The sequence below is a fragment of the Paenibacillus sp. CECT 9249 genome, assembly GCF_918697855.1.
Classification (GTDB): domain Bacteria; phylum Bacillota; class Bacilli; order Paenibacillales; family Paenibacillaceae; genus MSJ-34.
This window is the reverse complement of sequence record NZ_CAKKLI010000035.1, coordinates 1-22,409: the sequence shown is the minus strand read 5'-3', so window position 1 is coordinate 22,409 and position 22,409 is coordinate 1. Positions and strand designations below refer to the sequence as shown.

Sequence of the window (22,409 nt, the reverse complement as noted above, 5' to 3'; positions counted from 1 at the left end):
GATAAAACTCACAGCTTGCTTTAAGCAAACCGTGAGTTTTTGTCATTTCATACAGGCGAATGTACAGGCATGATATTCGACTCGATCATATGATGTCATTAGTTTAGAAGAGGGGAGTGATTTCCATGTATTGCAATCCGTATTGTCCTCCTGTAAGCCCGGTGACGACTGCGCCGACGAAGATTGTTAAAAACATTTACCATCCGCAAATCGTTCCCGTCATCCATCCAATTGAAATCGTGAATAATCATGTTTGCGTCCCGGTTCCGAAACATATGTACGCTTATTCAGTCAAAGATAAAGTTGGCGGAGTAAGCGCTGGCCACCACCCTTGTTATTCGCACGGATACCGCGACAAAAGAAGATGAGCAGAGCAGTCGCCTTCCGCTCCGACGCGGCTCGAAGCCGTTTGTGCCGGAGCGGAAACTTTTTTATAATCTCATTTGACCGCACCGGCCGTCAAGCCGTCCATAAATTGACGCGAAGCAATCAGAAACAAGACGATCATCGGGAGAGCGGACAATGTGAGTCCGGCGAACAGAACGCTCCAGTCGGCGGAATATTCGCTGAACAGCGTCAGCATCCCGACGGGAATCGTCTTGCGCGCCTCGTCTTGGATGAAAATCAGAGGGAAGAAGAAATCGTTCCATGCGGTAATAAAGTTAATGATCATGACGGTGCCGAGCGCGGGCCGCATGAGCGGCGCGACGATGCGCAGCAGAATGCCGAGTTCGGAGCAGCCGTCGATTCTGGCGGATTCCTCCAATTCCTTCGGCAGCGTGCGGAAGAATCCGGTGCAGATTAAGATAGACAACGGCAAGCCCGCAGCCGTAAATACGAGTATAAGCGACCAAGGGGAATTGAACAGCTGCAATTGCTTCATTAACAAGAACATCGGCACGATCCCCAGCTTGATCGGGATCATCATGCCGAGCAGGAAATAAAAGAAAAGCGCTCCGTTCCAACGGAAACGGTATCTGGCCAAATAAAAGGAGGCCAGCGAGCCGAGCGACAATACGAGAATGACCGTAGCCGCGCTAACGATAACGCTATTGGAGAAATAATCGAAATACGGAATTTGGTCCAGCAATTTCCCGTAGGACGCCAGACTGAAGGAGGTCGGCCAAGAAATCGGGTTTTTCAATATTTCGATGTTCGATTTCAATGAAGACGTCAGCATCAGGAGAATAGGATATAAACTGATCGCAGCGAATAATGAGGCGATGGCGTATTGTGCGAAACGAATGCCGCGATGGGTTCTCATTGGCGCACCTCCTCGTCAAAATTCCGTCTCTTGTTTGCGGGTCGAATACATAAATAGAGCCGACAAGCTTGCAATAATGATAAACAGCACAACGGCGAGCGCCGAGCCGAGGCCGATCGCCGCCGAATCGCCCGCGCTTCCGAAAGCGGTGCGGTAGAAATAAACCGCCAATGTATCCGTGGAAAAATACGGTTCCCCTTGCGATCCTTCCATTGCGTATACGAGTTCAAAAGCCTCGAACGAGTGGACGAACGTAAATACCGTCATGATGATAAACGACGGTTTCATCATCGGGACGATCATGTACCGGAGAAGACGGAATTTCTGGGCGCCGTCCAATTTGGCGGCTTCGATGATTTCCTGGGAAATCGATTGCAAGCCGGCGAGAAAGATGAGAACGGCAAAACCGATCAGAAACCAGCAGTTGACGAGAATAATCGCTGTCAGCGCCGTTGCGGGTTCGCCTAGCCACGGCTTTGCCCACGAGTCCAATCCGATCGCTTCGAGTGCGACATTCAGCGCTCCGTTATTCGGATGCAAGATGAGTTTCCATAGAAATCCGACGACGATGACGGAAAGCAGCCGGGGCAGAAAAAAAGCGGCTTTGAACCATTCCGCTCCTTTAATTTTGGAATAAACGATATAAGCCAATACGAAGGCGATGCCGTTCTGCACGATCATTTCCAAGGCGAAGTAGTAGACGTTATGGCTGAGCGCATTCTAAAACAGCCGATTGAAAGGTTCTTGCGTAAACAGGCGCACAAAATTGCCGATCCCGACAAAGGTTCCCCGTTGCAGTCCTTGCCAATCGAATAAACTGTAGCCGAATGCCGCCGCAATGGGGTATACGATAAAGAGCGTGTATACGGCAAAGGCAGGGAGGGGGAATAGATGGATCCATCCTTTTCTAACGTTAAATTTGACTCCGTTTGGCATATCTGTCCTAGATTTCGCCATCCTTTTCATTCCCTCCCGCTTATTTCGAAGATTAGTTGCCTGGTTTAAACCAGGTGTCGGCGCTCTTCTGCACTTCTTCCGCCACTTGCTGAGGCGTCAGTTTTCCTAAATACATGCCTTGAAGCGACGATTCCAACGCCGATTTCGTCGACGGATTCCCGCCTGCAAAATAGACGACGGCCAAATACGGTGTTGCCATGTCGCTATAGGTGAGCTGCGAAACTTTCGTGACGAGCGGATCTTTCGCTTCCACGCCAGGCAAGGCGCTTAGCTTGAGCAGCTCGTCGGCGACCATGGCGCCGAACGTTTTCGTGGTCATAAACTCCATAAATTTCTTCGCTTCTTCTTTATGAGGCGATTTGGCGTTGACCGCATAGGAGCCGTCCACCCAAGTCGTTACGGTCTGCTTGCCGCTGGAATCCGGAATAGCGAATACATCCATCTCCAAATCGGGATTCATCTCTTTCATGACGGCGACTTCCCACACGCCCATGACCATCATGCCGGCTTGCTCGGTCACGAATAAATTGCGCATGTCGTCCATGCCGATTCCCGTATAATTATCCGGGAAATACGGCTCCAGGTCTTTCATCATTTGCAATGAAGCGAGAAATTCCTTGCTCTTAAAATCGGTTGCGCCGGATACGATCTTTTGCGCGAAATCGTTCCCGCTGTAGAATGCCGGTCCAAGCGCTCCATGCGTCAAAGATAAAATCCATCCTTCTTTGGAGCCGAATGCGAAGGGAGTAACCTTGTTTTGCTTCAACGTTTCCGCGACGTTCAGAAATTCATCCCATGTCTTAGGTTCTTGCAGATTGAATTGTTCGAATATTTTTTTATTGTAGAAGACGAGGGTCGTACTGTTAATTGTCGGAACGCCGTACACTTTGCCGTCCGCGCCGCTCGCGGACAACAAAGCCTCCTTGGAAAATTGCTCAAGTCCGGGCAGTCCGTCGAGCGGTTCCAAATACCCTGCATCGGCGAGTTGCCGGCCCGCCGCATACGGCCGCAGTTGAATGATATCCGGACCTCCGCCGGTTTGCAGCGCCGTACTTAAGACGGTATTATACTCCGTGTTTTTGGTCGGATTGAATTCGATTTGGATGTTCGGGTATTGTTTGTTAAATTCCGCGATAATTTTTTCATAGGCCGCCCTGTCTTCCGTCCGCCAACTGCCCATCGTCAGCTTCACCTTCGTTTGTTCCGGCTGCGGTTCATTAACGGTTCCCTTGTCCGAGCCTTGCGTAACCTCCTTCTGTTGTTCGGCTTGGGCCGGCTCGCTCGGTGTGCCGGAAGAGCCGCACCCGGACATCAAGGCGAACGAAACAATCAGGGCAAGAGCGATGAAAGTAAATCGAAACCATCTCATTCTTCTTTGCTCCTTTCATCCGATTGGATTTTGCTCATCTGTGCATGAATATAAAAAACGTGCTGTAGACTTATTACTATGCTTATGAATGAAAATTACAAAAATAATATAGGTAAAGTAAATAATATTTCTCATTGTCCAAAAAAAGACCGCTTCGCCTATGAATCAACAGGCTGAAACGGTCTTAACGTTTGTTGGCGACCCGGTCCGGCAAGGCAACAAACAACAAATACATGACGACGAACAGACATAAAGCGACCACTTCCTCGGCAATCAAGTAATAGGGATGAGGTCCCAACCAATCCAATAAAGACGCCGACTCCGGCTTGCGCATTAAAAACATGTAATTGGAATGCAAGATCGTATTGAGGAACCAGACGAACAAGGCGATTGCATTCAGGCCCAGCATGACATATTTGATCGATTTCCAGGTCGGCTTCATATGCTCGATCCAGGTCATGTATAAGGCGGCGATAATAATCGAGGAATGGACGATGAAAAAATGGAAGAAGCGAAAATACGGGTACGGAAAGTCCAGATCCGGCGTCAGGATGGCTTGCATCGCCCCGCCGATGCCTGCAAAGAAAACGAACGGATACAGCCGTTTGCTGCGCCTCCAGAGCATGACGACCGCAAGCATTGCCGATATGCTGCAAAGCTCCAGCGGCAACGTCTGCCGCGGATCCCACAAGCCGTTCACGGCATACCAAACGTATAGGAATATCTCGGGAACGGCCAGCGAGCAGAGAATACCGTACCGTACGATCCGTTTCAGCCGGTCGTCGTTTCGAATGGCGGATCTGCTTGCATACAGGCCGATCAAGACCGCGATCAGCGCGATGATGCCGGCAATATGCGGTATCGAATACATCGTGAACGTTTCGGTTACATTGGCGTCGAAAAATGATGGCATGGATGGTCCCCCTTAACAACCGTTTGCGAATGAAAATCGCAATCCGTCCGCACCGGCAAGCTGCCGGTGCGGGACGATATAATATAGTGTACCGGTTGGCAGAGGATCGAAGAAGTACTATTTTTGCATAGTACCTTGGGGAGTCTCGCCTGTAATGCTTACGGCCATGAGAGGGAGTATTCTGTCCGGGAACACGGTGGACGCCGTCTCGCCGATTCGCTTGGCCCCCATCTTCTTATAGAACGATTCCGCATTCGGATCGCTATGGATGCGTACTTCGGCGGCGTTTAAATCGTGAGCCGTTCGAATCATATGATTCCATAACGCTTTGCCGCATCCTTTTCCAATTGTCGAAGGATCGACGAACAAATCTCTTAAGAGGAAGCCGTCGTGCTCGAGATCGAGGGCGTAGAAGCCTTGTATTTGCCCTCGGTCTTCCAGGACGTAAACCGAGGAGGATTCGATCAAGTCCGGCGTGATGGTTAAGTCTTCCCTGCATGCCTCCATAAAGTCTTCGCTGTATCCCCAATAAGCTTTCGAGCGAAATGCCAGCTCGCTAAGCAAACCGGCTTCGCGTTGCACCGCTTTACGTATTTTCAAGGCCGTTCCTCCTTGCTTAGTTTTTGCCGCGGGCGTATTCCTCCGGGGTTTGCCCGATTACGGTTCTGAAATCTTTAATAAAATGGGATTGATCGAAATATCCGAGATCGGAGGATAGCTTCAACCAATCGCAGGCTTGGCCGCGATCGACCGATTCCGCCGCATTTTGCAACCGGCAGAGCTTAATAACCCATTTCGGGCTGACACCCACGTATTGGTCGAACAGGCGCTGCAGCTTTCGAATATTGATATGGAAATATCGGCATACGTCATCGACTTTGATAATGTCCCGGTCTTCGTTGATCCGGTCTATGATCCGGTTGACAAATATAATATTCTCGTCCTTGTCCGGAAGCTTTGGACGCAAGATCTTCTCCGCCAGTTCAACCATTCTCCGTTCGTTGGTTTGCGATAGGATGGAGCTTTCCACGCAGCCGGCATCCGCACCGAACATGCCAGCGATCGTCGCTGCCCGCTCCGTGAGCGAGGATATCGGTCTTTTGCAGAAAGGGTAAAATCCTCCCGGTTTAAACTTCACGCCGAAGACGCATCCTTTCTCTTTGAGAAGATAGGAAAATTTATGTTTCGCCGGACCGAAAATGCCTGATTTGCCATGTTCGATCACCATATTGACGCACGGGTTCGGGATTACGTGCTGCAAGTACGGTTCTTCCCCGGTTAAATCCCAGCTGACGATCCAGTAATGTTTGACGAAAAATGCAAGGTCGCCGGAGGGCGCGTGGCGCGTAAGCTTATATTTCTTTTCCATGTCGCGCATTTTTAAAATGCCTAAGCTCGGCTTTAAATGCATCTTTGTCCCTCCCGATTGTCGCGTTTTTACAATACGACGATCTAATAGATCGATATAATCAATCATAGCACGAAGGAGGGATCGTATGGAATTGAAATACGAGTTTTATATTAATGCGGAGCCCGAGAAGGTATGGGACGCGCTAACAACGGCGGAAGGAACGAGCAGCGTTTTTTTCGGAAGCGCGCTTCGATCGAATTTCCAAGTCGGCGATTCTTTCGAGTACGTCGGACCGGGCAACGACGGCGAAGAAACCGTGCATGTGTATGGAACCATTCTGGCTTTCGAGCCTTGCCGAACGTTAAGCATGACCGAACATCCCGGTCCATCTTACAGGGAAAACCATGCTTCGCTCGAATCGAGAATCACATATACGCTGGAGACGGTAGGCCAATGCACGAAACTGACCCTGGTGAACGACCGGTGGACGCCCGATCACCCATCGTTCGAAAACGCGAAGAGCAGTTGGTGGATGATTTTAAGCGCCGTCAAGACTTGGGCCGAAACGGGAAAAACGATGGATTTTGGCTGGTAATGAGCAAGGACGCCCCGATTATGGGGCGTCCTTGCCGAACGTTTCGCTTAATTCCGTGAGGGTTAGGAGCATATATTCGATTAATTCGGGGATGTCCCTCATTTGATCCTCATTAATTTGCCGATTGAATTGCAATTCGACCGTATTCATATAGTTCTCGTGCTTCCCGCCGTATACGAAGCTTATCGTCTGCACCGGCGGAAGGTCGGGTTTCCATATCCGCAGCAACAAGTCTTCAATCATTGCGCATTCCTTCGCGATGTCTTTCACCGGAAGAAGAAAGCGCAGCAGCAGCGTACAGCCGGGAGTTTCGCCCGGCGCCTCGAGAATTTCCGCCGCTAAATCTTTCAAAGACGCCGCCAGACGAATTTCCGCCTTAACCGTATCCTGATCCGTCAACGCAAATTGCAGGGCGAACTCCCTTGACATGGTCGACATTTCCAAACGGTCGATCCGGCCGGTTATGCGGATCGTTCCGCTTAAGTTATCCAAATCGTACAATTGATTTTCAAAAGCAACTTTTAAATTGTCGAAAACGGTAGGGTCGAACATGGCGTTATCCTCTTTCCATAGGAATGATATATCTATCGTATCTCGAAATCGGCCGCTAAATCCACGCTTATCTCCGTCATATGCCCTTCGAAAGGCTTCACAATCCGATATGAACCCGGCGCAAGGTCCGAGGGAAGCGAAATTTTCTCATGAAAGGATTCGCCCGGCGGGATCACGATGCCTATGGACGGTACCGCGCCTTCAATGGGGACTAACGTCCATCCCGCAGGTTCGCTCCGATACATAGTATATCCGTAACCGAGAAACAAGTCATTCGGCCCTGCATTATATAGCGTTAATTCGGCGGTCTCTGCGCCTTTGGCCGGCGGTTCGACGGTAAGCCGCGCGTTCAGCTCGTTCGGCGGGACGAAGAGAGGAGAGAGCAGCGTATCCTCCACAGCGCCTTCGGCGGATATGACTTCGACGCTGAGCAAGTAATTGACGTTTGGCTGCTCAGGCATTTTATGCGAAAAATCGACGCGTCCATTGACGGTATTCGTGACGTCCGCCGTATATTCCTTGATCAGTTCCAACCTCTTTCCCGCGTCGTCTCTGCGCGTAATTTGAAACCGGACCGAGCGACCTTCCGGAATTTGTCCGATTGCGGCGCCGGCCTCCGTTCCCGCCCGAACGACTCCGGAACTGTAGGAAGCGATCAGATTGAGGCCGTTCTCCGCTTCAAACCATTTGCCGGTGTTTGGATTGTAATCGTCGGCCGCGGCGCGCGCCCGGTCGGGCGGGAGCATCGCCGAGTAGAGCACCGTATCCGGGTTGCCTATCGTATCCGAGAGAGCGGCGACGGCAGGATCAATGACCGCAGACGGCGCCTTCTCCGAATCCGGAATCGCCCCTGCGCATGCGGATAACAGCAAACTGATAACGATGAAAACCAGCTTTTTCATAAGCGAATCACTCCTTGCATTCCAAACGAACGCTGCAGGAAAATAGTTGCAAATATGTTATTGATGAACCCCGGGCAATATTTACGAATCGATCCGCATTCTGCCTTTCTTGAATACGGAGGTTGTCAGGAACAATCCTAAATTCATTATGGGTTTTTCCGACGCGACGACGTTCTTGTCGTATTTCAATCAATTGGGAGTGATAACATTTTACGGACCGTCCGTTATGGCAGGGCTGGCCCAATTGAAAAGCCTTCCTTCGGAACATGCGGACCACTTAAAATCAATATTCTTTTCTCATTCTTACCCATATCGGTATTCCCCTTTTCGGAAATGGACAAACGGTATCAAGATTGGGGGAAATTGCAAACATTAGGCGAATGCCAGCCTTTTTATGACAATCGGAAGGGATGGACGTTTTTGCAGGGACATGCCGCAGCACAGGGGTTATTGTGGGCGGTTGCATTGAAGTGCTTGAATTTATGAAATCGACGGCCTATTGGCCCGATGAAGCGTTTTGGAACGACAAGGTTTTGTTCTTCGAAACTTCGGAAGACAAGCCTTCGCCGATGCAAGTGGGATATATGCTGCGGAATTACGGCATGCAAGGCATTTTTTCCAAAATCAAAGGGGTGATCTTCGGCAGAGCGAAGGATTATTCCGACGAGGAGAAGATAGAACTCAACAAGATCATTATCGATATCATCAAAGGCGAGTTCGGTGCCGAACATATACCGATCGTCGTCGATGTCGATTTCGGGCATACGGACCCGAAATTGATCCTCCCGCTCGGAGGGAAGATCGAATTAATCCCAGCTAAGAACGATCTGATTCTCTTGGAAAATCCGTTCGCTGAGAGACTTTAGCGAGAACATACGTTTGCATACCAATTGTTCCTCGGTTATAATATACTTAGAAACACGACATAGAATAGCTCCATTCTCTATACTTTGAGGTGTGACAATGGAACAGTTAAAAGAAATGTTAAAAGAAGTGCTACAGGAACAACTCGCTCCTATAACAGTCAGGCTCGATGGAATGGAAGCCCGAATGACAACGATGGAAGATCGGATGTCGTCGATGGAGACTCGAGTGATATCGATGGAAGATCGGATGTCGTCGATGGAGACTCGAATGATATCGATGGAAGATCGGATGTCGTCGATGGAGACTCGAATAATATCGATGGAAGATCGGATGTCGTCGATGGAGACTCGAATGATATCGATGGAAGATCGAATGTCGTCGATGGAGACTCGAATGATATCGATGGAAGATCGGACATCGTCGATGGAGATTCGAATGATATCGATGGAAGATCGGATGTCGTCGATGGAGACCAGATTGGCATCGGTCGAAAATCAGGTGGCATCGGTAAAAGACCAGCTTGATCGTATGGAACATGTCCAGACGGAAGATGTCGTGGCGATGATCCAAGTCATGGACAAGAAGCTGACGATGCGAACGGATATGCAGGAACGCCAGATCGGGGTGCTGAACGACAGATTATTCGTCGTCGAGGCCGAAGTTCACAAATTGCATAAATAAGTTTGACGAACGATTAGACATTTGTATCCCTATTTTATAGAAAAGTATACCTACTAGTACAAGTTTCGCCTCCTCTATAATGATTCTGTGAAATCAGTTTCATTCGAGGAGGTTGATCGCATGAAGAAGAAATGGCACACGCTTATCGCAGTCCTCATTTTTTCGCTTTGTTTGGGTACGACATCCGTATTTGCGGCAGATACGGTTGCAACAAACATGCAAGTTCTAGTAAATAATCGTCCGGTTCAACATTTGGAGCCTTTCTATTCCGGGGATGTATTGTACGTTGCCGCAGCGCCGTTGGCGAAAGCTTTGGATTTGCGGCTGGGGAACGTCCGGAACAACCGGTTTACGCTGCAAAAAAATACGCTGCTCATCGAAATGGAACTAAACAGCGACAAGGCATACATAAATAATAAATCAACTGTTTTGGAAGCGGTTCCGCTAAGGAAGAACGGGGTCGTCTACGTTCCGCTGCCATTTGTCGCCGCAGCGGCCGGTTATTTGGCGGAATGGAATGAGGTGCGGAATATGGTTGTCGTCAGTCCGTCCTATAAAATCGTAGCGTACTTCACATCATGGGGGAATTTGAAAGTGTCGGATATCGATGGGGCGAAGCTTACGCATATAAATTATGCGTTCGCCAACATCGTAGACGGAGAGGTTGCATTAAGCAGTCCCAAGGAACAGGAAGAACCGTTCCCGGGCCGATGCGAAGGGGAAGATTGCGCCAAGTTTCTCGACGATTTTCAAGCGTTGCGGCAATTGAAGCAAACGTATCCGCATCTGCAAACGCTCGTCAGCGTGGGAGGATGGACGTGGTCGGGACGTTTCTCCGACGCTGCGTTGACCGAGAAATCGCGGGCCAAATTTGCGGATAGCGCGGTGAAGTTCATTCGCGAACACGGCTTCGACGGAGTCGATCTGGATTGGGAGTATCCGGTGGAGGCCGGCCTGGAATCGAATGTGCGGCGCGCGGAGGATAAGGGGAACTTCACGCTGTTATTGAAGCAAATCCGCGAGAAGCTGGACGCCGCGGGCAAGGAGGACGGCAAGCATTACTTGCTGACGATCGCATCCGGTGCAAACCCGAAATATGTAGCCAATACGGAATTGGATCAAGTCGGCGCGACGGTCGATTTTATCAATATTATGACGTATGATTTTCACGGCGACTGGGAAGCGATCAGCGGGAATAACGCGCCTCTCTATTTCGATCCGGCCGATCCGGATCCGAATGCCCATCGATTCTATGCCGAAGCCGCGGTCAACGGCCATCTGAACGCGGGAGTTCCGCCTAAGAAGCTCGTGCTGGGCATTCCGTTCTACGGCAGAAGCTGGGGCGGCTGCGCTCCGGACAACAACGGGCTGTACCAGCCTTGCGAAGGCGGCAAGACCGAGCGCTGGGAAGCGAACGGGAACGGGTTCGTCCGCTATTGGAACGACAGCACGAAAGTGCCTTATCTATATAAAGCGGAAACCGGGCAGTTCGTCTCCTATGAGGATGAGCAATCGATCGGTTATAAAGCGGAGTTTATCAAATCCAACGGACTCGGCGGCGCGATGTTCTGGGAATTGAACGGAGACCGCGACGGGTCGCTGCTGGCAAGGTTGGCGCAATCGTTAAAACCTTAATCGTTAGAAAAGAAGCTGCCTTTGTTGGCAGCTTTTTTAGATTGAAATACAGGCTTAGTATTACATACCGTTGCGGTTTTTTCACAAAAAAAAGCTGCAGACATCATGTCTGCAACTTTTCACCTATTGGCTATGAAGCAGCTTTTTAACGCGTACGGCAATTTGATTGACGCTAAAGCCATATTGTTCGATGATCGTTTCCCCCGGAGCGGAAGCGCCGAATTTGTCAATCGCGATGATATCGCCTTCCATGCCTACATATCGTTCCCAGCCGAGAGAGGAAGCCATTTCAATGGCGATCCGTTTCTTGACGGATGGGGGGAGCACGGATTGTTTATATTCCGCGCTTTGCTTCTCAAAGCGATCCCAGGAAGGCATGCTGACGACAGCGACATCGATTTGTTCTTCCGCCAGCGCTTGTTGAACTTGTACGGCAAGATGAACTTCAGAGCCGGTCGCGAGCAATAAAGCCTGCGGACTGCCGGATTTGCTCTTCGATATCGTGTATGCGCCTCTGGAAACTCCCTCGTAAGCAAGCAGGCGCGTATCCTTCATCGTAGGCAGATTTTGCCGGCTGAGCACAAGCGCAGTAGGAGTGCTCTTAGATTCCAGGGCTAATCTCCAGGCAGCTATCGTTTCATTGGCATCCGCCGGACGGATGATGGACAAATTAGGCATGGCTCTCAAGGAAGCCAGTTGTTCGATCGGCTCATGCGTCGGCCCATCCTCTCCGACCGCAATACTATCGTGAGTAAAGACATAGGTCACAGGCAAGCCCATGAGCGCCGCCAAACGAATCGCCGGGCGCAAATAATCGGAAAATACGAAAAACGTACCGGCATACGGTTTTAATCCGCCATGCAAGGCCAACCCGTTGAGGATGGCTCCCATCGCAAACTCCCTGACTCCGAACCAAATATTTTTGCCGTGATAGGATTGCGGCAAGAACGGTTCGGCCTGTTTGATCATCGTTTTGTTGGAACTTGCAAGGTCGGCGGAGCCGCCGATGACGCTCGGCAATTCTTTCCCAAGCGCGTTAACGATTTCTTCGGAAACGGCCCGGCTTGCGGCGGAGCTTCCGAATGCATATTCAGGCAAGACTTCTTTCCAGTTCAACGTAAGCTGATCTTCGATCGCCGCCTGCAGTTGCTTGGCCGGTTCCGGATAAGCAAGGGCATACTTGTTCCACAGCTCCTGCCACGCCTTTTCTCGATTCATGCCCCTTTGCACGACTTCCGCTTGGAAATGAGCGTATACTTCCTCAGGTACATAGAAAGGGGTTTCGTAAGCCCATTGCAATGCCTGTTTCGTTAATTTCGCTTCCTCGGAACCTAACGGCGAGCCGTGCGAAGCGGATTTGCCGGCTTTATTCGGCGAACCGTAGCCGATAGTCGTTTTGATTTCAATGAGCGCAGGCTTTGTAAGATCGGCTTTGGCGAGTTCCAGCGCATGCGAGATTTGTTCTACATTATTGCCGTCCTCTACCTTAAAATATTGCCAGCCTTGGGCTTCAAATCTTTGTTGTACATTTTCGGAAAACGACATATGCAACTCGCCGTCCAAAGAGATATCATTGGAATCGTACAACACGATTAATTTGCCCAATTTCAAATGTCCGGCAAGCGAGGCGGCTTCATAGGAGATGCCTTCCATTAAATCCCCGTCGCCGCAAATGGCGTACGTAAAGTGATCGACAATGCGCAGATCGGGCCGATTGTACACGGCGGCAAGATGCTGTTCCGCTAAGGCCAGCCCTACTGCGGTCGCAATGCCTTGACCGAGGGGACCGGTCGTAGCATCCACTCCCGGCGTATGCTTATACTCCGGATGCCCCGGCGTTTTGCTTTGCCATTGGCGGAATTGTTTGAGATCGTCCATCGACAAAGCATAGCCGGAAAGATGCAATAAACTATAAAGCAAGCTAGAGCCGTGACCGGCGGACAGAACAAAGCGATCCCGGTCGAACCAAGCCGGATTGTTCGGATTATGGTTCATAAATTTGGTCCACAGCGTATAGGCCATCGGGGCGCAGCCGAGCGGCATGCCGGGATGTCCCGAATTGGCCTGTTCGATCATATCAATGGATAAGCTGCGCAGCGATTGAACGGATAACTGTTCGATGTTCGTCATCATAGATGCACGTCCTTTGCAAGAAAATAGGTTATAAACGATGAAAATCCTCGATATTTTGCGCCAGTTTGAGATACTGCTCGTATTTCACGGCATAGTCTTGCTGCTTATCGGGGTTCGGATTAAAATCGGCTTCGTACGGTTCGCAATAGATCTGCTGCGCTTCTTCGATGCTTGCGAACAAACCGGCAGCGACGGCGGCGTATATGGCCGCTCCTTTCGCACAGACCTGGTCTTCTTTGCTGATCATAATCGGCCGGCCCAATACGTCGCTCATCATTTGCATAATGTATCGGGATTTGTTGGCGATTCCGCCAATGACGATGATGCGGTCGATTCGAAGCCCGTGTTCGATGAAACTGTCAAAAATGCGTTTGGCGCCGAAAATAGCCGACATGATAAGCGCTTGGTAAATCGCAGGCGCAGTGCTTCCTAAATTCAGCCCTGCAATCGTTCCTTTCACATTTTCATTTAAGACGGGATATCGTCTGCCGTTAAACCAATCCAAAGCGACGATTTGATTCGCCGCAAGCAACGGGATTTCTTTTGCCGCCGCTTCAAGCCGGTACAGCAGCTGCTCCGACCATTGTTGTTGCAGCAGCTTTTTTTGGTCTTCCGATAAGACTTCCGTTTGCCGAAGCATTTGCTCGACCGGCCACATTAACAGCGATTTGAACCATGCGAAAATATCGCCGAAGGCGGCTTGTCCGGCTTCAATCCCTACGTATCCGGGGACGATGGAATGTTCGGCCATTCCGCATACATGCTTCATCTCTTTATTCTGCAAGCGCTCCGACCGCTCGATCATCATATCGACGGTGGAAGTTCCTACGACCTTGACTAAAGTGTGCGGCTTGATGCCTGCTCCGACCGCTCCGGCATGAGCATCGAAAGAGCTGCCGGATATGACGACTTGTTCATTCACGCCTAATTGTACGGCCCACGCTTTGGAAATCGTACCGATCGCCGTGTCGGCATGCTTAGGCCCGGCGCCGTATCTTTTCTTTATTAATACTAAATAGGGGTCCAATTGCTGAAGGCATTCATCCGCCGGCAAACCGTCAAAAGCGCTATGCCAAAGGGCTTTATGGCCTGCCGCGCAGGAAGAGCGGTACAGCGCCGGCGGATCCGTTTGTCCGGTCAGCAGGCCCGCAAACCAATCGCAATGTTCAATCCACGTATAGGCAGCTTTTTTTACCTCTTCATCTTGTCGTATCGTGCGCAAAATTTTGGCCCAAAACCATTCCGAAGAATAGGTGCCCTGATATTGCGTATAGTCGACCGAAGTTGCCGAGGAAAAGACGGCGTTAATCTCTTCCGCTTCCGCAATCGCGGTATGATCCTTCCATAAATGGAACATGGCATTCGGATTATGTGCGAATTCGGGTTTCAATGCCAAGGGAACACCCGCTCCATCGACAGGACATGGCGTCGATCCGGTGGTATCGATGCCGATGGCGCGCAAACGCCCGCCGGCATGTTCGCCGGCATCGCGCAGCGCCGCTGTAAAGGCAGCGGTGAAGGCCTCGATGTAATCTAACGGATGCTGCCTGAATTGGCTGATCTCATCGTTGCAATATAATCTTTGCGACCAGCGCGGATAGGCGCAGGACGCTTGGGAAACGGTTCGGCCCGTTGCTCCTTCCGCCATAACGACTCGTACCGAGTCGCTGCCAAAATCCACGCCGGCAACAATCATGCTTGCTTTGTTTTCCAAGTCAAGACCTCCTCTTTATCCAGATAGCGGCAATCTCGAGATGCGGTTAGCGGATGCGAATGACGCATTTCGTTACTTTGTCTTTCTGCTGAATCGATTTCTCCATTCCTTCTTGAATGCGGTCAAATTCAAAAATATCGGAAACGATATCTTTCAGCGGAATGATTCCTTTGGATACGGCCTCGATCGCCTTGGGATAAATGTTGCGGTAACGGAATACCGTTTTGATTGTAATTTCATTGTCGATTATATTGTTCACATGCATCTCCGCTTTGCCGCTGCTTGTATAGCCTACAAGAACGATCGTTCCGCCTCGTTTGACCATTTTGGCGGTTTGCAAAATCGTTGCTTCGGCGCCGGCCGTTTCAAATACGTAATCCGCACCCTCGCCGTTCGTTAACGACATGACGGCGTCGATGGCATTGCCTTCGCTGGCGTTAACGGTATGGGTGCAGCCTAATTGTTTGGCTTTCTCCAAGCGATTCTCCACCAGGTCGACAACCGTAATATTGTGCACGCCCATGCTTTTTAAAGAAAGCATTGTGAGCAGACCGATCGCCCCTGCGCCTAAGATTACGGCAGACGCTCCGACTTGAGCGCCGGATTGCAAGGCTGCATGCATGCCGACGGCCAAAGGTTCCATTAACGCCCCTTCCATCGTGCTTACATTGTCCGGCAGCTTAAAGCATAGATTGGCGGGATGCGAAATGTACTCGGCAAAGCATCCTTCGAGAACAGGCAAAGAGGCGTAGAAATACACCTTCGGACAAAGGTTGTATCTTCCTGATTTGCAATAATCGCATGTATAGCATGGAATGCCCGGTTCTACGGCAACGCGGTCTCCCGGCTTCAGATCCGTAACATTTTTTCCGACCGCTTCTACCACTCCGCCCGGTTCATGCCCTAGAACAATCGGCTCCGTTACATGCTTTTCTCCGATAAAACCGTTTTCAAACAGATGCATATCCGAACCGCAAATTCCCACGTAATCGAGTTTAATTAATACATCGTCATCTTTCACTTGGGGAAGCGGCTTTTGTTCGAAATCTAATTTTCCCACCGTATTCATAATGGCTACCTTCATTGTTTTGCTCATGTCTCTTACTCCTCGTCTCATGTATTCATGTTAAAATATATCCATATCATAAATTATAAAGTTTATCATGTAAACTCTTATGAAGAAAAAAATTTAAGTAATGAATCCAACTTTTTCTTATTCAGCCCATTTTTTCGGGCAGAAATTATTTTCCAATCGAAAAAAATGCTTTTTTTCTAGTTGACACCGCTTCCAGTGTGTAATATATTCAAATTGTCAATGATATTTAAGTTGATTACGTAAATTTTTTATCTTATAAAAGTTTACACAATAAACAGATTGGAGGAAAAATGAAAAGAGCTCAAAACATAGATGAAGTGAAGAAGGCCAATCGTGGATTGGTGCTAAATTTACTTTTAAGGCATCGGATCATTTCACGATCGATGCTGGCTGTAAAGAGCGGGTTAAATAAAGCCACCATCACCAATATTATCAATGAATTTGAAGAAATGGGCGTCATTAAAGAACAAGGCCCGATCTTATCTGAAAACGGCCGCAAAATTACCGGCATTTCGCTGGCCCTGGATGATGTTGTATCCGTTGCCGTAAGGATTAACCGCGATGCGATCGAATTTGCATTATGCGATATTCAAGCGGAAGTGCTGCAAAAAAGCATGGTTAAAATCGATAAGGATACACCCATCTCTTCCATATTGTCGTTTATATACGACGGAATAGACCGAATGATTGCGAGCGACGCAAGCAAGAAGGTATTAGGCATCGGGATCGCGATTGTAGGTCCGTTAATGACCTATAATGGGAAAACGATTGCAAAGGTATATGATATGCCCGAGCTTTCCAAAGTGGATTTCCTGGAGCAAATACAAGCGAAATATCCTCACTTGAACGTGTACATCGATCATGACGCGAATGTATCCGCTTTAAGAGAATGGAGAGACTATGTAGAAGAAACGGGAAATACGAAGGGCATAATGATGTATTTGAATTTAGGGGATGGGATTGGCGGAGGCATCATGATCGACGGAAATTTAATCCGCGGCAAAAATGGAATCGCGGGCGAAATCGGCCATATGGGCATCAACTTCAATGCCAAACGGAATGAGTTCAATAAGGTTGGCATTTTGGAGCGATATGCGGCTCCCATCAATTTAGTTCGATTAGTGGAAGAAAGATTGCATGAGTTTCCGAATTCGCAGCTTCATGAACATTCTTCCATCAGCGAGATTTATCATTATTACGAAAAGGACGACGAACTGGCGGTTTGGGCGGTGAATCAGATGGCATGGTTTCTTTCTTACGGAATCGCCAATCTGCTGTATATCTTGAACCCGGACACGATCGTTTTTGGCGATATGATTGTCAATTCCCCCAAATTTTTGGCGCAATTAAAAAACAATTTAAGCAATGACCTGCCCGAAGAAATTGTAGACTCGATCGACATCCGCTTTTCCAAATATGAAAAGGGAGGCATGTTGGAAGGGGCGGGATTGATGGTTGTGAGAAAGTATATGGACTCGCTTGATATTATCGATTTCATTGAAACCCATTATGGGTAATGGAAGGAGGTGAAGGACAAAAGCAAGCGGGGGAATATCACATAAATATTTTCATTATCTATTTGTTCATCAATGGAGGGTCAACCTATGAAAAAACAGTTAAAGTATGCGTTAAGTATGTTATCGGCAATCACTTTGGCAGGAAGCTTATTAGCAGGATGTTCGAGCGGCAACGGGGATTCCGCCAAGGATGGCGCCGTATTGAATATCGCTACGGTCAATAACAACGATATGGTGATTATGGAAGAGATGACTTCCGAATTTACGGAAAAAACAGGAATTAAAGTCAATTATACCGTTCTCTCCGAGAACGAAATCCGTTCGAAAATTACGCAAGATGTCGGTTTAGGCGGCGGGCAGTACGATCTGTTCACCATCGGCGCTCAAGATTCTGCCGTTTATTTGGATAACGGTTGGACGGAGCCGTTGGACGGGCTGCTGAACGGCATGAGCGATGACGAAAAAGCTTGGTACGATCTGGAGGATGTGTTCCCTGTAGTACGGGATTCCTTATCCTCTGAAACGAAAGGTCTCGGAGCGCTGCCGTTCTATGCGGAAACGACATTATTGTTCTATAATAAAGAAATTTTCGAAGCGAAAAATTTAACGATGCCGGAAAATCCGACATGGGATCAAGTATACGATTTGGCGGTAAAAGCGCAAGATAAAGAAAAAGGCATTGCCGGCATTGCGCTGAGGGGCTTGCCTGGCAGCGGACAAAATATGTTTATTTTCAGTTCGATCGCGAATGCGTTCGGAGCGCAATATTACGATATGGACTGGAATGCAACGTTTGATACGCCGGAAATGAAAAATGCCATTGAATTCTATAAGAAAATTTTGGCCGATGCCGGACAAGCGGGACCGACTTCGACCGGATATACGGAAGCGTTGAACTTGATGTCGACCGGAAAAGCGGCCATGTGGTACGACGCCAGCGTCTCTGCCGGCACGCTCGCCAATTCGAAAGACTCGCTAGTTTCCGGAAAAATCGGATACGCCATGGCGCCGCTTCAAGTGAAACAAGACGCTACCAACACCATCGGAGGCTGGGGGCTCGCCATTAACGCTTCTTCCAAAAATAAAGAGGCGGCATTCAAGTTCTTAACATGGGCTACAAGTAAAGATTACATCAATCTTGTGGGCGAGAAAAAAGGTTGGGAAAGCACGCCGTCAGGCACTCGCATCTCCACTTACGACAATGAAAATTATAAGCAAGCCAGCGATTTTGCAGACATTACGAAAAAAGCGATTTTGCAAGTAGATTTTCATAACCCTGCTATAAATAAAACACCGTATACAGGAAATTCCATTCCGAATATGGCTGAATATTCATCTTGGGGCGAGCAAATCGCTCAATTGCTTGCATCCCATTTGGTCGATCAAAAGAACATTGACGCAGTATTGAAAGAAGGACAAAAAATATTGACGGATGTAGCTGTTGCGGGAGGATACAAGAAGTAACGATCGAACTACATTCTCCAAAATTACTGGTACGGAGTAAGTACGTACCAGTAATTTATTTAATGGAAGAGGAGAAGAACAATGAATACAAAGGGCGATAAGAGTAAATTATTAATTCTTCCAGCACTGATTGTTGTTGGAGTTGTCACGCAGATTCCGTTTATTCTTACCATTATATTTTCATTTATTAGTTGGAATGTGAAAAGACCCGATTTAGGCATTAAGTTTGCCGGAATCGACAATTATAAAAAAATATTGACGGACGGCCAGTTTTATCAAGTTGTATTGAATTCGCTGCTCATTGTTATCGTTGCATTAGCGATATGTACCGTGCTCGGCATTTTATTCGGCTTGATGCTGAATCGCAACTTTAAGGGCGTCAATCTGCTGAGAACGCTATTTGTTATCCCTTATTTTGTGATGGAAGCCGTCGTCGGCATTATATGGAAAACATTGATGCTGAATCCGTCGCTTGGTCTCAATTATTATATCTCCAGCGCGCTGGGGCTGGAACCGATCGATTTCTTCGGGAAATATGCCTTGCTTACGATTATGATCTTGATCGTATGGCAATGGACACCTTTCTTCTTCCTCATCATTATGGCCGGATTGCAAAACATGCCGTCCGAAATTATTGAGAGCGCAAGAATCGATGGGGCTACCGGTTGGAAATTGTTGCTCCATATTCAATTGCCGTTAATTCGCGATCATATCAATGTTGCCATGACACTCGGATTAATCAATATTTTGAAAGTGTTCGGATTAATTTATGTCACGACATCCGGAGGCCCGGGCAGTTCGTCAAGCAATTTGCCGTACTATTCCTATAAGGCGTTATTCTACGATTGGAATGTGGGAACCGCCGCTGCAATCGCTGTCGTTACCGTTGCGCTTACGCTGATTGTTGTCCAAAGATTTTACGGATTTATGATCAAGAACAATACAAAGAATGTATGAACTTCTTAGTCTAGGTGGTGAAAAAATTGAGCAGACGCGCAAAAAAGAATCTGATGACAACAATAGCGTATGTTGTAGTTTTGTTATGGCTTTTCCCGATGTTGTATATGTTTTTGTCCAGTTTCAAATTTGAAAGCCAGGTTTCCGTTCCATCATTATTCTTTACACCGACATTGGACAATTATCGGGATGTTGTCACTCCCGAATTCTTCAAACATTTATCCAACTCCGTGCAAATTACGCTTGGTACGGTGGTAGCGTCCGGAATTTTTGGCGTGCTGGGCGCTTACGCGCTAGTCTATTCGTCGATGAAAAAAGCGAACAGCATTTATTTTTGGTTTATTACGACCATATTTTTGCCGGCCGTCGCTGTCATTACGCCTGTCTATATTGTGCTCGCGAAATTGAATATGTTGGACACGAAGCTGGCTTTAATTTTGTTGAATACAGGAGCGGGCATTCCTTTGATGATATGGATGTGTACCACCTACTTTAAAGAAATTCCCGGTGAAATTATAGAGGCTGCGAAAATAGACGGCTGTTCGAAGTCGGGTACCTTTTTCAAAATTATGCTGCCTTTAATTAAAAACGGCATCATCTCTTCGGCATTGCTGGTGTTTATTGTGACATGGAACGAGTTTTTCTTCGCCGTTACCGCAACCGCAACGCAATCCGCGCCTTTGCCGGTTTATATGAGCAAGTTTATGACACAGCAAGGCTATTTCTGGGGCAAGATGTCGGCCGCTGGGACAATGGTAGTGCTTGTCCCGATCCTCATCGGCTTCTTTACCTATAAGTCGTTAGTTAAAGGGCTGACGGCAGGTTCGGTGAAAGGGTAAATCGCAGAGTTGTAATATAACAAAAAGGCAGAATCCTCCGTTATTTGAGCGTTCTGCCTTTTTTATATTATTGCTTTACTAGTATGGACTCCTGGATAATTTGTTCTGTTTTAATAATCGTTCGAGAAGCCGGCTTTTTATGTTCCTTTATGATCGAGAAGAGGATTTCGGTGCCGGCCTCTCCTAGTTTCCTTACCGGAATTTCAATACTGGTCAATGCCGGAGAAAGGAAGGGAGTATGGCTGGTATTGTTGTAGCCTGCTATGGAAATATCCGTTGGAATGTTAATGTCCAACTCCGTGGCAGCTTTATAGAGACTCATGACTTTTAAATCATCGGTTGCCAAAACAGCCGATGGGAGCGCGTCTAATGTGAGCAGCCGTTTAGCTGCCTGAGTGCCGGTTTCAACCGTATAGCCGCTGTCGATCATCCATTCTTCCCGCAATGGCAGACCGTAATCCTGCATGCAGTTTTTATACCCTTCGAGTCTGTCGACGGATACATGATAGTCTAAAGGAGAATGCAAACAGGCAATTTCCTTATGACCTTGTTCAATTAAGAGTTTGGTCAGATCGTAACTATCCTGGAAGTTATCTGTATCCACGGAGTAGATATTTTGATAGTCCCCCTCAACTTTACCAATCACAACAATCGGTATATTAAAAATATCCAACTGTTTAAAAAAATCCTCTTTCGCCGGCGAGCTTAACATAATAATTCCTTTGATCATTTTATCTCTAATTTTTGCGATGCACTTATCGAGCTCGTCTTTATTATTTTTGGCGGTTTGCAAAATCACATCAAAATGTTCTTCTTCCGCCTTTTCAGCAATGGTCTGAAGGATATCGGCGAAAAATGGATTATTGGATGTAGTTTTCGCAGACCGTGATATAACCATGATCGCGTCAAAACCGGAGGAAAGAGCTCTGGCTCGTTTACTAGGTTGGTAATTCAGTTGTTCGATCGCTTTCATCACGCGCTCGCGTGCTTCGTCGGATATATTGGTTTGATTATTAAGCACTCGGGATACCGTTGACTTGGATACGTTGGCAACCCGGGCTATATCATAAATGGTGTAGCTCATAAATCTCCCTCCTCTACAATGTTGTGTTCATGTATGTAAGAACAAGTTTATCTATCCGTTTTTTATAAAAAGTGGGAGCAATACAGGTACATTATAGAGATAAAATGTAAATCCATCAACCTGTTTTTGATGAAAAACGGAATTGTCATCAAAACATAGTTGGAAAAATAATCAGTTATGTTTTTGGTTGACAGAAAGCGTTATCTGTAATATATTATGTTTCGTGGGAGCGGTACCACGAAGGGGGAGTGGATTTTAGGAATTACTCGACGGACCGGTATTTGCGCAAATAACAGTAAAATTTTTCTCTTAAAATGAATGAATATTCCGTTTTAAGTCACTTTTTTCCGAAAAGTAAGACTGGTGGACATTCCCGTTCACTCCAACATATCAACCTAAATTTCGAAAGTACCGTTCATTGAAAACATAAAAAAGTGCCCAAATCTTTGGTAGAATGGTGTTTGTCGAGAACACTACACCCAAAGAGAGGAGCACCTTTTAGGTGAAGTCTACCACACC

At 47.9% G+C, this 22,409-nt stretch carries 21 protein-coding genes and 1 pseudogene; 10 read left to right on the top strand and 12 right to left on the bottom strand.

Annotated elements, in window-relative coordinates; translation table 11 throughout:
* Window positions 1-439: 439 nt before the first annotated feature.
* From LQ229_RS19855 to LQ229_RS19830, 6 genes and pseudogenes are all read right to left on the bottom strand, one after another.
* Complete coding sequence (locus LQ229_RS19855) at window positions 440-1,264, bottom strand: carbohydrate ABC transporter permease (protein WP_230192656.1); 825 nt, start codon at window positions 1,262-1,264, stop codon at window positions 440-442.
* Between the two features lie 15 nt (window positions 1,265-1,279).
* Window positions 1,280-2,221, bottom strand: a pseudogene (locus LQ229_RS19850) (sugar ABC transporter permease).
* Window positions 2,222-2,252: 31 nt separating this feature from the next.
* On the bottom strand, window positions 2,253-3,590 hold the full coding sequence (locus tag LQ229_RS19845; RefSeq protein ID WP_216539611.1) for an extracellular solute-binding protein: 1,338 nt from the start codon (window positions 3,588-3,590) through the stop codon (window positions 2,253-2,255).
* 184 nt (window positions 3,591-3,774) lie between these two features.
* The gene (locus LQ229_RS19840; protein WP_216539610.1) at window positions 3,775-4,503 is read right to left on the bottom strand and encodes a TIGR02206 family membrane protein; all 729 of its coding nucleotides are present in this window, start codon (window positions 4,501-4,503) and stop codon (window positions 3,775-3,777) included.
* Between the two features lie 117 nt (window positions 4,504-4,620).
* On the bottom strand, window positions 4,621-5,103 hold the full coding sequence (locus LQ229_RS19835; protein WP_216539609.1) for a GNAT family N-acetyltransferase: 483 nt from the start codon (window positions 5,101-5,103) through the stop codon (window positions 4,621-4,623).
* Window positions 5,104-5,119: 16 nt separating this feature from the next.
* Complete coding sequence (locus LQ229_RS19830) at window positions 5,120-5,872, bottom strand: helix-turn-helix domain-containing protein (RefSeq protein WP_230192655.1); 753 nt, start codon at window positions 5,870-5,872, stop codon at window positions 5,120-5,122.
* Between the two features lie 127 nt (window positions 5,873-5,999).
* Here LQ229_RS19830 and LQ229_RS19825 point away from each other — a divergent pair, with 127 nt between their 5' ends.
* Entirely contained in the window at window positions 6,000-6,449 is a 450-nt protein-coding gene (locus tag LQ229_RS19825) for an SRPBCC family protein (protein WP_216539607.1), read from the top strand.
* Window positions 6,450-6,467: 18 nt separating this feature from the next.
* On the opposite strand, the gene LQ229_RS19820 is transcribed toward LQ229_RS19825, so the two are convergent.
* Both LQ229_RS19820 and LQ229_RS19815 read right to left on the bottom strand, forming a co-directional pair.
* On the bottom strand, window positions 6,468-7,001 hold the full coding sequence (locus tag LQ229_RS19820; RefSeq protein WP_216539606.1) for a hypothetical protein: 534 nt from the start codon (window positions 6,999-7,001) through the stop codon (window positions 6,468-6,470).
* Between the two features lie 32 nt (window positions 7,002-7,033).
* On the bottom strand, window positions 7,034-7,903 hold the full coding sequence (locus LQ229_RS19815; RefSeq protein WP_216539605.1) for an immunoglobulin-like domain-containing protein: 870 nt from the start codon (window positions 7,901-7,903) through the stop codon (window positions 7,034-7,036).
* Between the two features lie 109 nt (window positions 7,904-8,012).
* Here LQ229_RS19815 and LQ229_RS19810 point away from each other — a divergent pair, with 109 nt between their 5' ends.
* The 5 genes from LQ229_RS19810 (at window position 8,013) to LQ229_RS19795 (ending at window position 11,086) form a co-directional block, all read left to right on the top strand.
* A complete protein-coding gene (locus LQ229_RS19810; RefSeq protein WP_230192654.1) occupies window positions 8,013-8,279 on the top strand; it encodes an LD-carboxypeptidase in 267 nt (88 codons plus the stop codon).
* Window positions 8,280-8,313: 34 nt separating this feature from the next.
* The gene (locus LQ229_RS19805; protein WP_230192653.1) at window positions 8,314-8,769 is read left to right on the top strand and encodes a hypothetical protein; all 456 of its coding nucleotides are present in this window, start codon (window positions 8,314-8,316) and stop codon (window positions 8,767-8,769) included.
* 84 nt (window positions 8,770-8,853) lie between these two features.
* A complete protein-coding gene (locus LQ229_RS19800) occupies window positions 8,854-9,294 on the top strand; it encodes a hypothetical protein (RefSeq protein WP_356711417.1) in 441 nt (146 codons plus the stop codon).
* Window positions 9,269-9,451 carry a hypothetical protein gene (locus LQ229_RS27350; protein WP_356711414.1) on the top strand — a complete coding sequence of 61 codons (183 nt, stop codon included), beginning with the start codon at window positions 9,269-9,271 and terminating at the stop codon, window positions 9,449-9,451. The genes LQ229_RS19800 and LQ229_RS27350 overlap by 26 nt, the downstream gene beginning before the upstream one ends.
* A 120-nt stretch (window positions 9,452-9,571) precedes the next feature.
* Entirely contained in the window at window positions 9,572-11,086 is a 1,515-nt protein-coding gene (locus tag LQ229_RS19795; protein ID WP_216539603.1) for a glycosyl hydrolase family 18 protein, read from the top strand.
* A gap of 123 nt (window positions 11,087-11,209) precedes the next feature.
* Here the strand turns inward: LQ229_RS19795 and tkt are convergent, their stop codons facing one another.
* From tkt to LQ229_RS19780, 3 genes are read right to left on the bottom strand one after another with little or no spacing between them, the layout of a single operon-like run.
* The gene (gene tkt / locus LQ229_RS19790; protein ID WP_230192652.1) at window positions 11,210-13,219 is read right to left on the bottom strand and encodes a transketolase; all 2,010 of its coding nucleotides are present in this window, start codon (window positions 13,217-13,219) and stop codon (window positions 11,210-11,212) included.
* Between the two features lie 28 nt (window positions 13,220-13,247).
* Window positions 13,248-14,933, bottom strand: coding sequence for a ribulokinase (locus tag LQ229_RS19785; protein WP_230192651.1), 1,686 nt, complete (start codon window positions 14,931-14,933; stop codon window positions 13,248-13,250).
* A gap of 46 nt (window positions 14,934-14,979) precedes the next feature.
* A complete protein-coding gene (locus tag LQ229_RS19780; protein WP_230192650.1) occupies window positions 14,980-16,029 on the bottom strand; it encodes an NAD(P)-dependent alcohol dehydrogenase in 1,050 nt (349 codons plus the stop codon).
* A 290-nt stretch (window positions 16,030-16,319) separates the two neighbouring features.
* On the opposite strand from LQ229_RS19780, the gene LQ229_RS19775 reads away from it, so the two are divergent.
* From LQ229_RS19775 to LQ229_RS19760, 4 genes are all read left to right on the top strand, one after another.
* On the top strand, window positions 16,320-17,546 hold the full coding sequence (locus LQ229_RS19775; protein ID WP_216539600.1) for an ROK family protein: 1,227 nt from the start codon (window positions 16,320-16,322) through the stop codon (window positions 17,544-17,546).
* 87 nt (window positions 17,547-17,633) lie between these two features.
* Entirely contained in the window at window positions 17,634-19,010 is a 1,377-nt protein-coding gene (locus LQ229_RS19770; RefSeq protein WP_216539599.1) for a sugar ABC transporter substrate-binding protein, read from the top strand.
* 81 nt (window positions 19,011-19,091) lie between these two features.
* On the top strand, window positions 19,092-19,967 hold the full coding sequence (locus tag LQ229_RS19765; RefSeq protein WP_216539598.1) for a sugar ABC transporter permease: 876 nt from the start codon (window positions 19,092-19,094) through the stop codon (window positions 19,965-19,967).
* A 98-nt stretch (window positions 19,968-20,065) separates the two neighbouring features.
* On the top strand, window positions 20,066-20,806 hold the full coding sequence (locus LQ229_RS19760) for a carbohydrate ABC transporter permease (protein ID WP_230192649.1): 741 nt from the start codon (window positions 20,066-20,068) through the stop codon (window positions 20,804-20,806).
* Between the two features lie 67 nt (window positions 20,807-20,873).
* On the opposite strand, the gene LQ229_RS19755 is transcribed toward LQ229_RS19760, so the two are convergent.
* Window positions 20,874-21,890, bottom strand: coding sequence for a LacI family DNA-binding transcriptional regulator (locus LQ229_RS19755; protein ID WP_230192648.1), 1,017 nt, complete (start codon window positions 21,888-21,890; stop codon window positions 20,874-20,876).
* Window positions 21,891-22,409 lie beyond the last annotated feature (519 nt).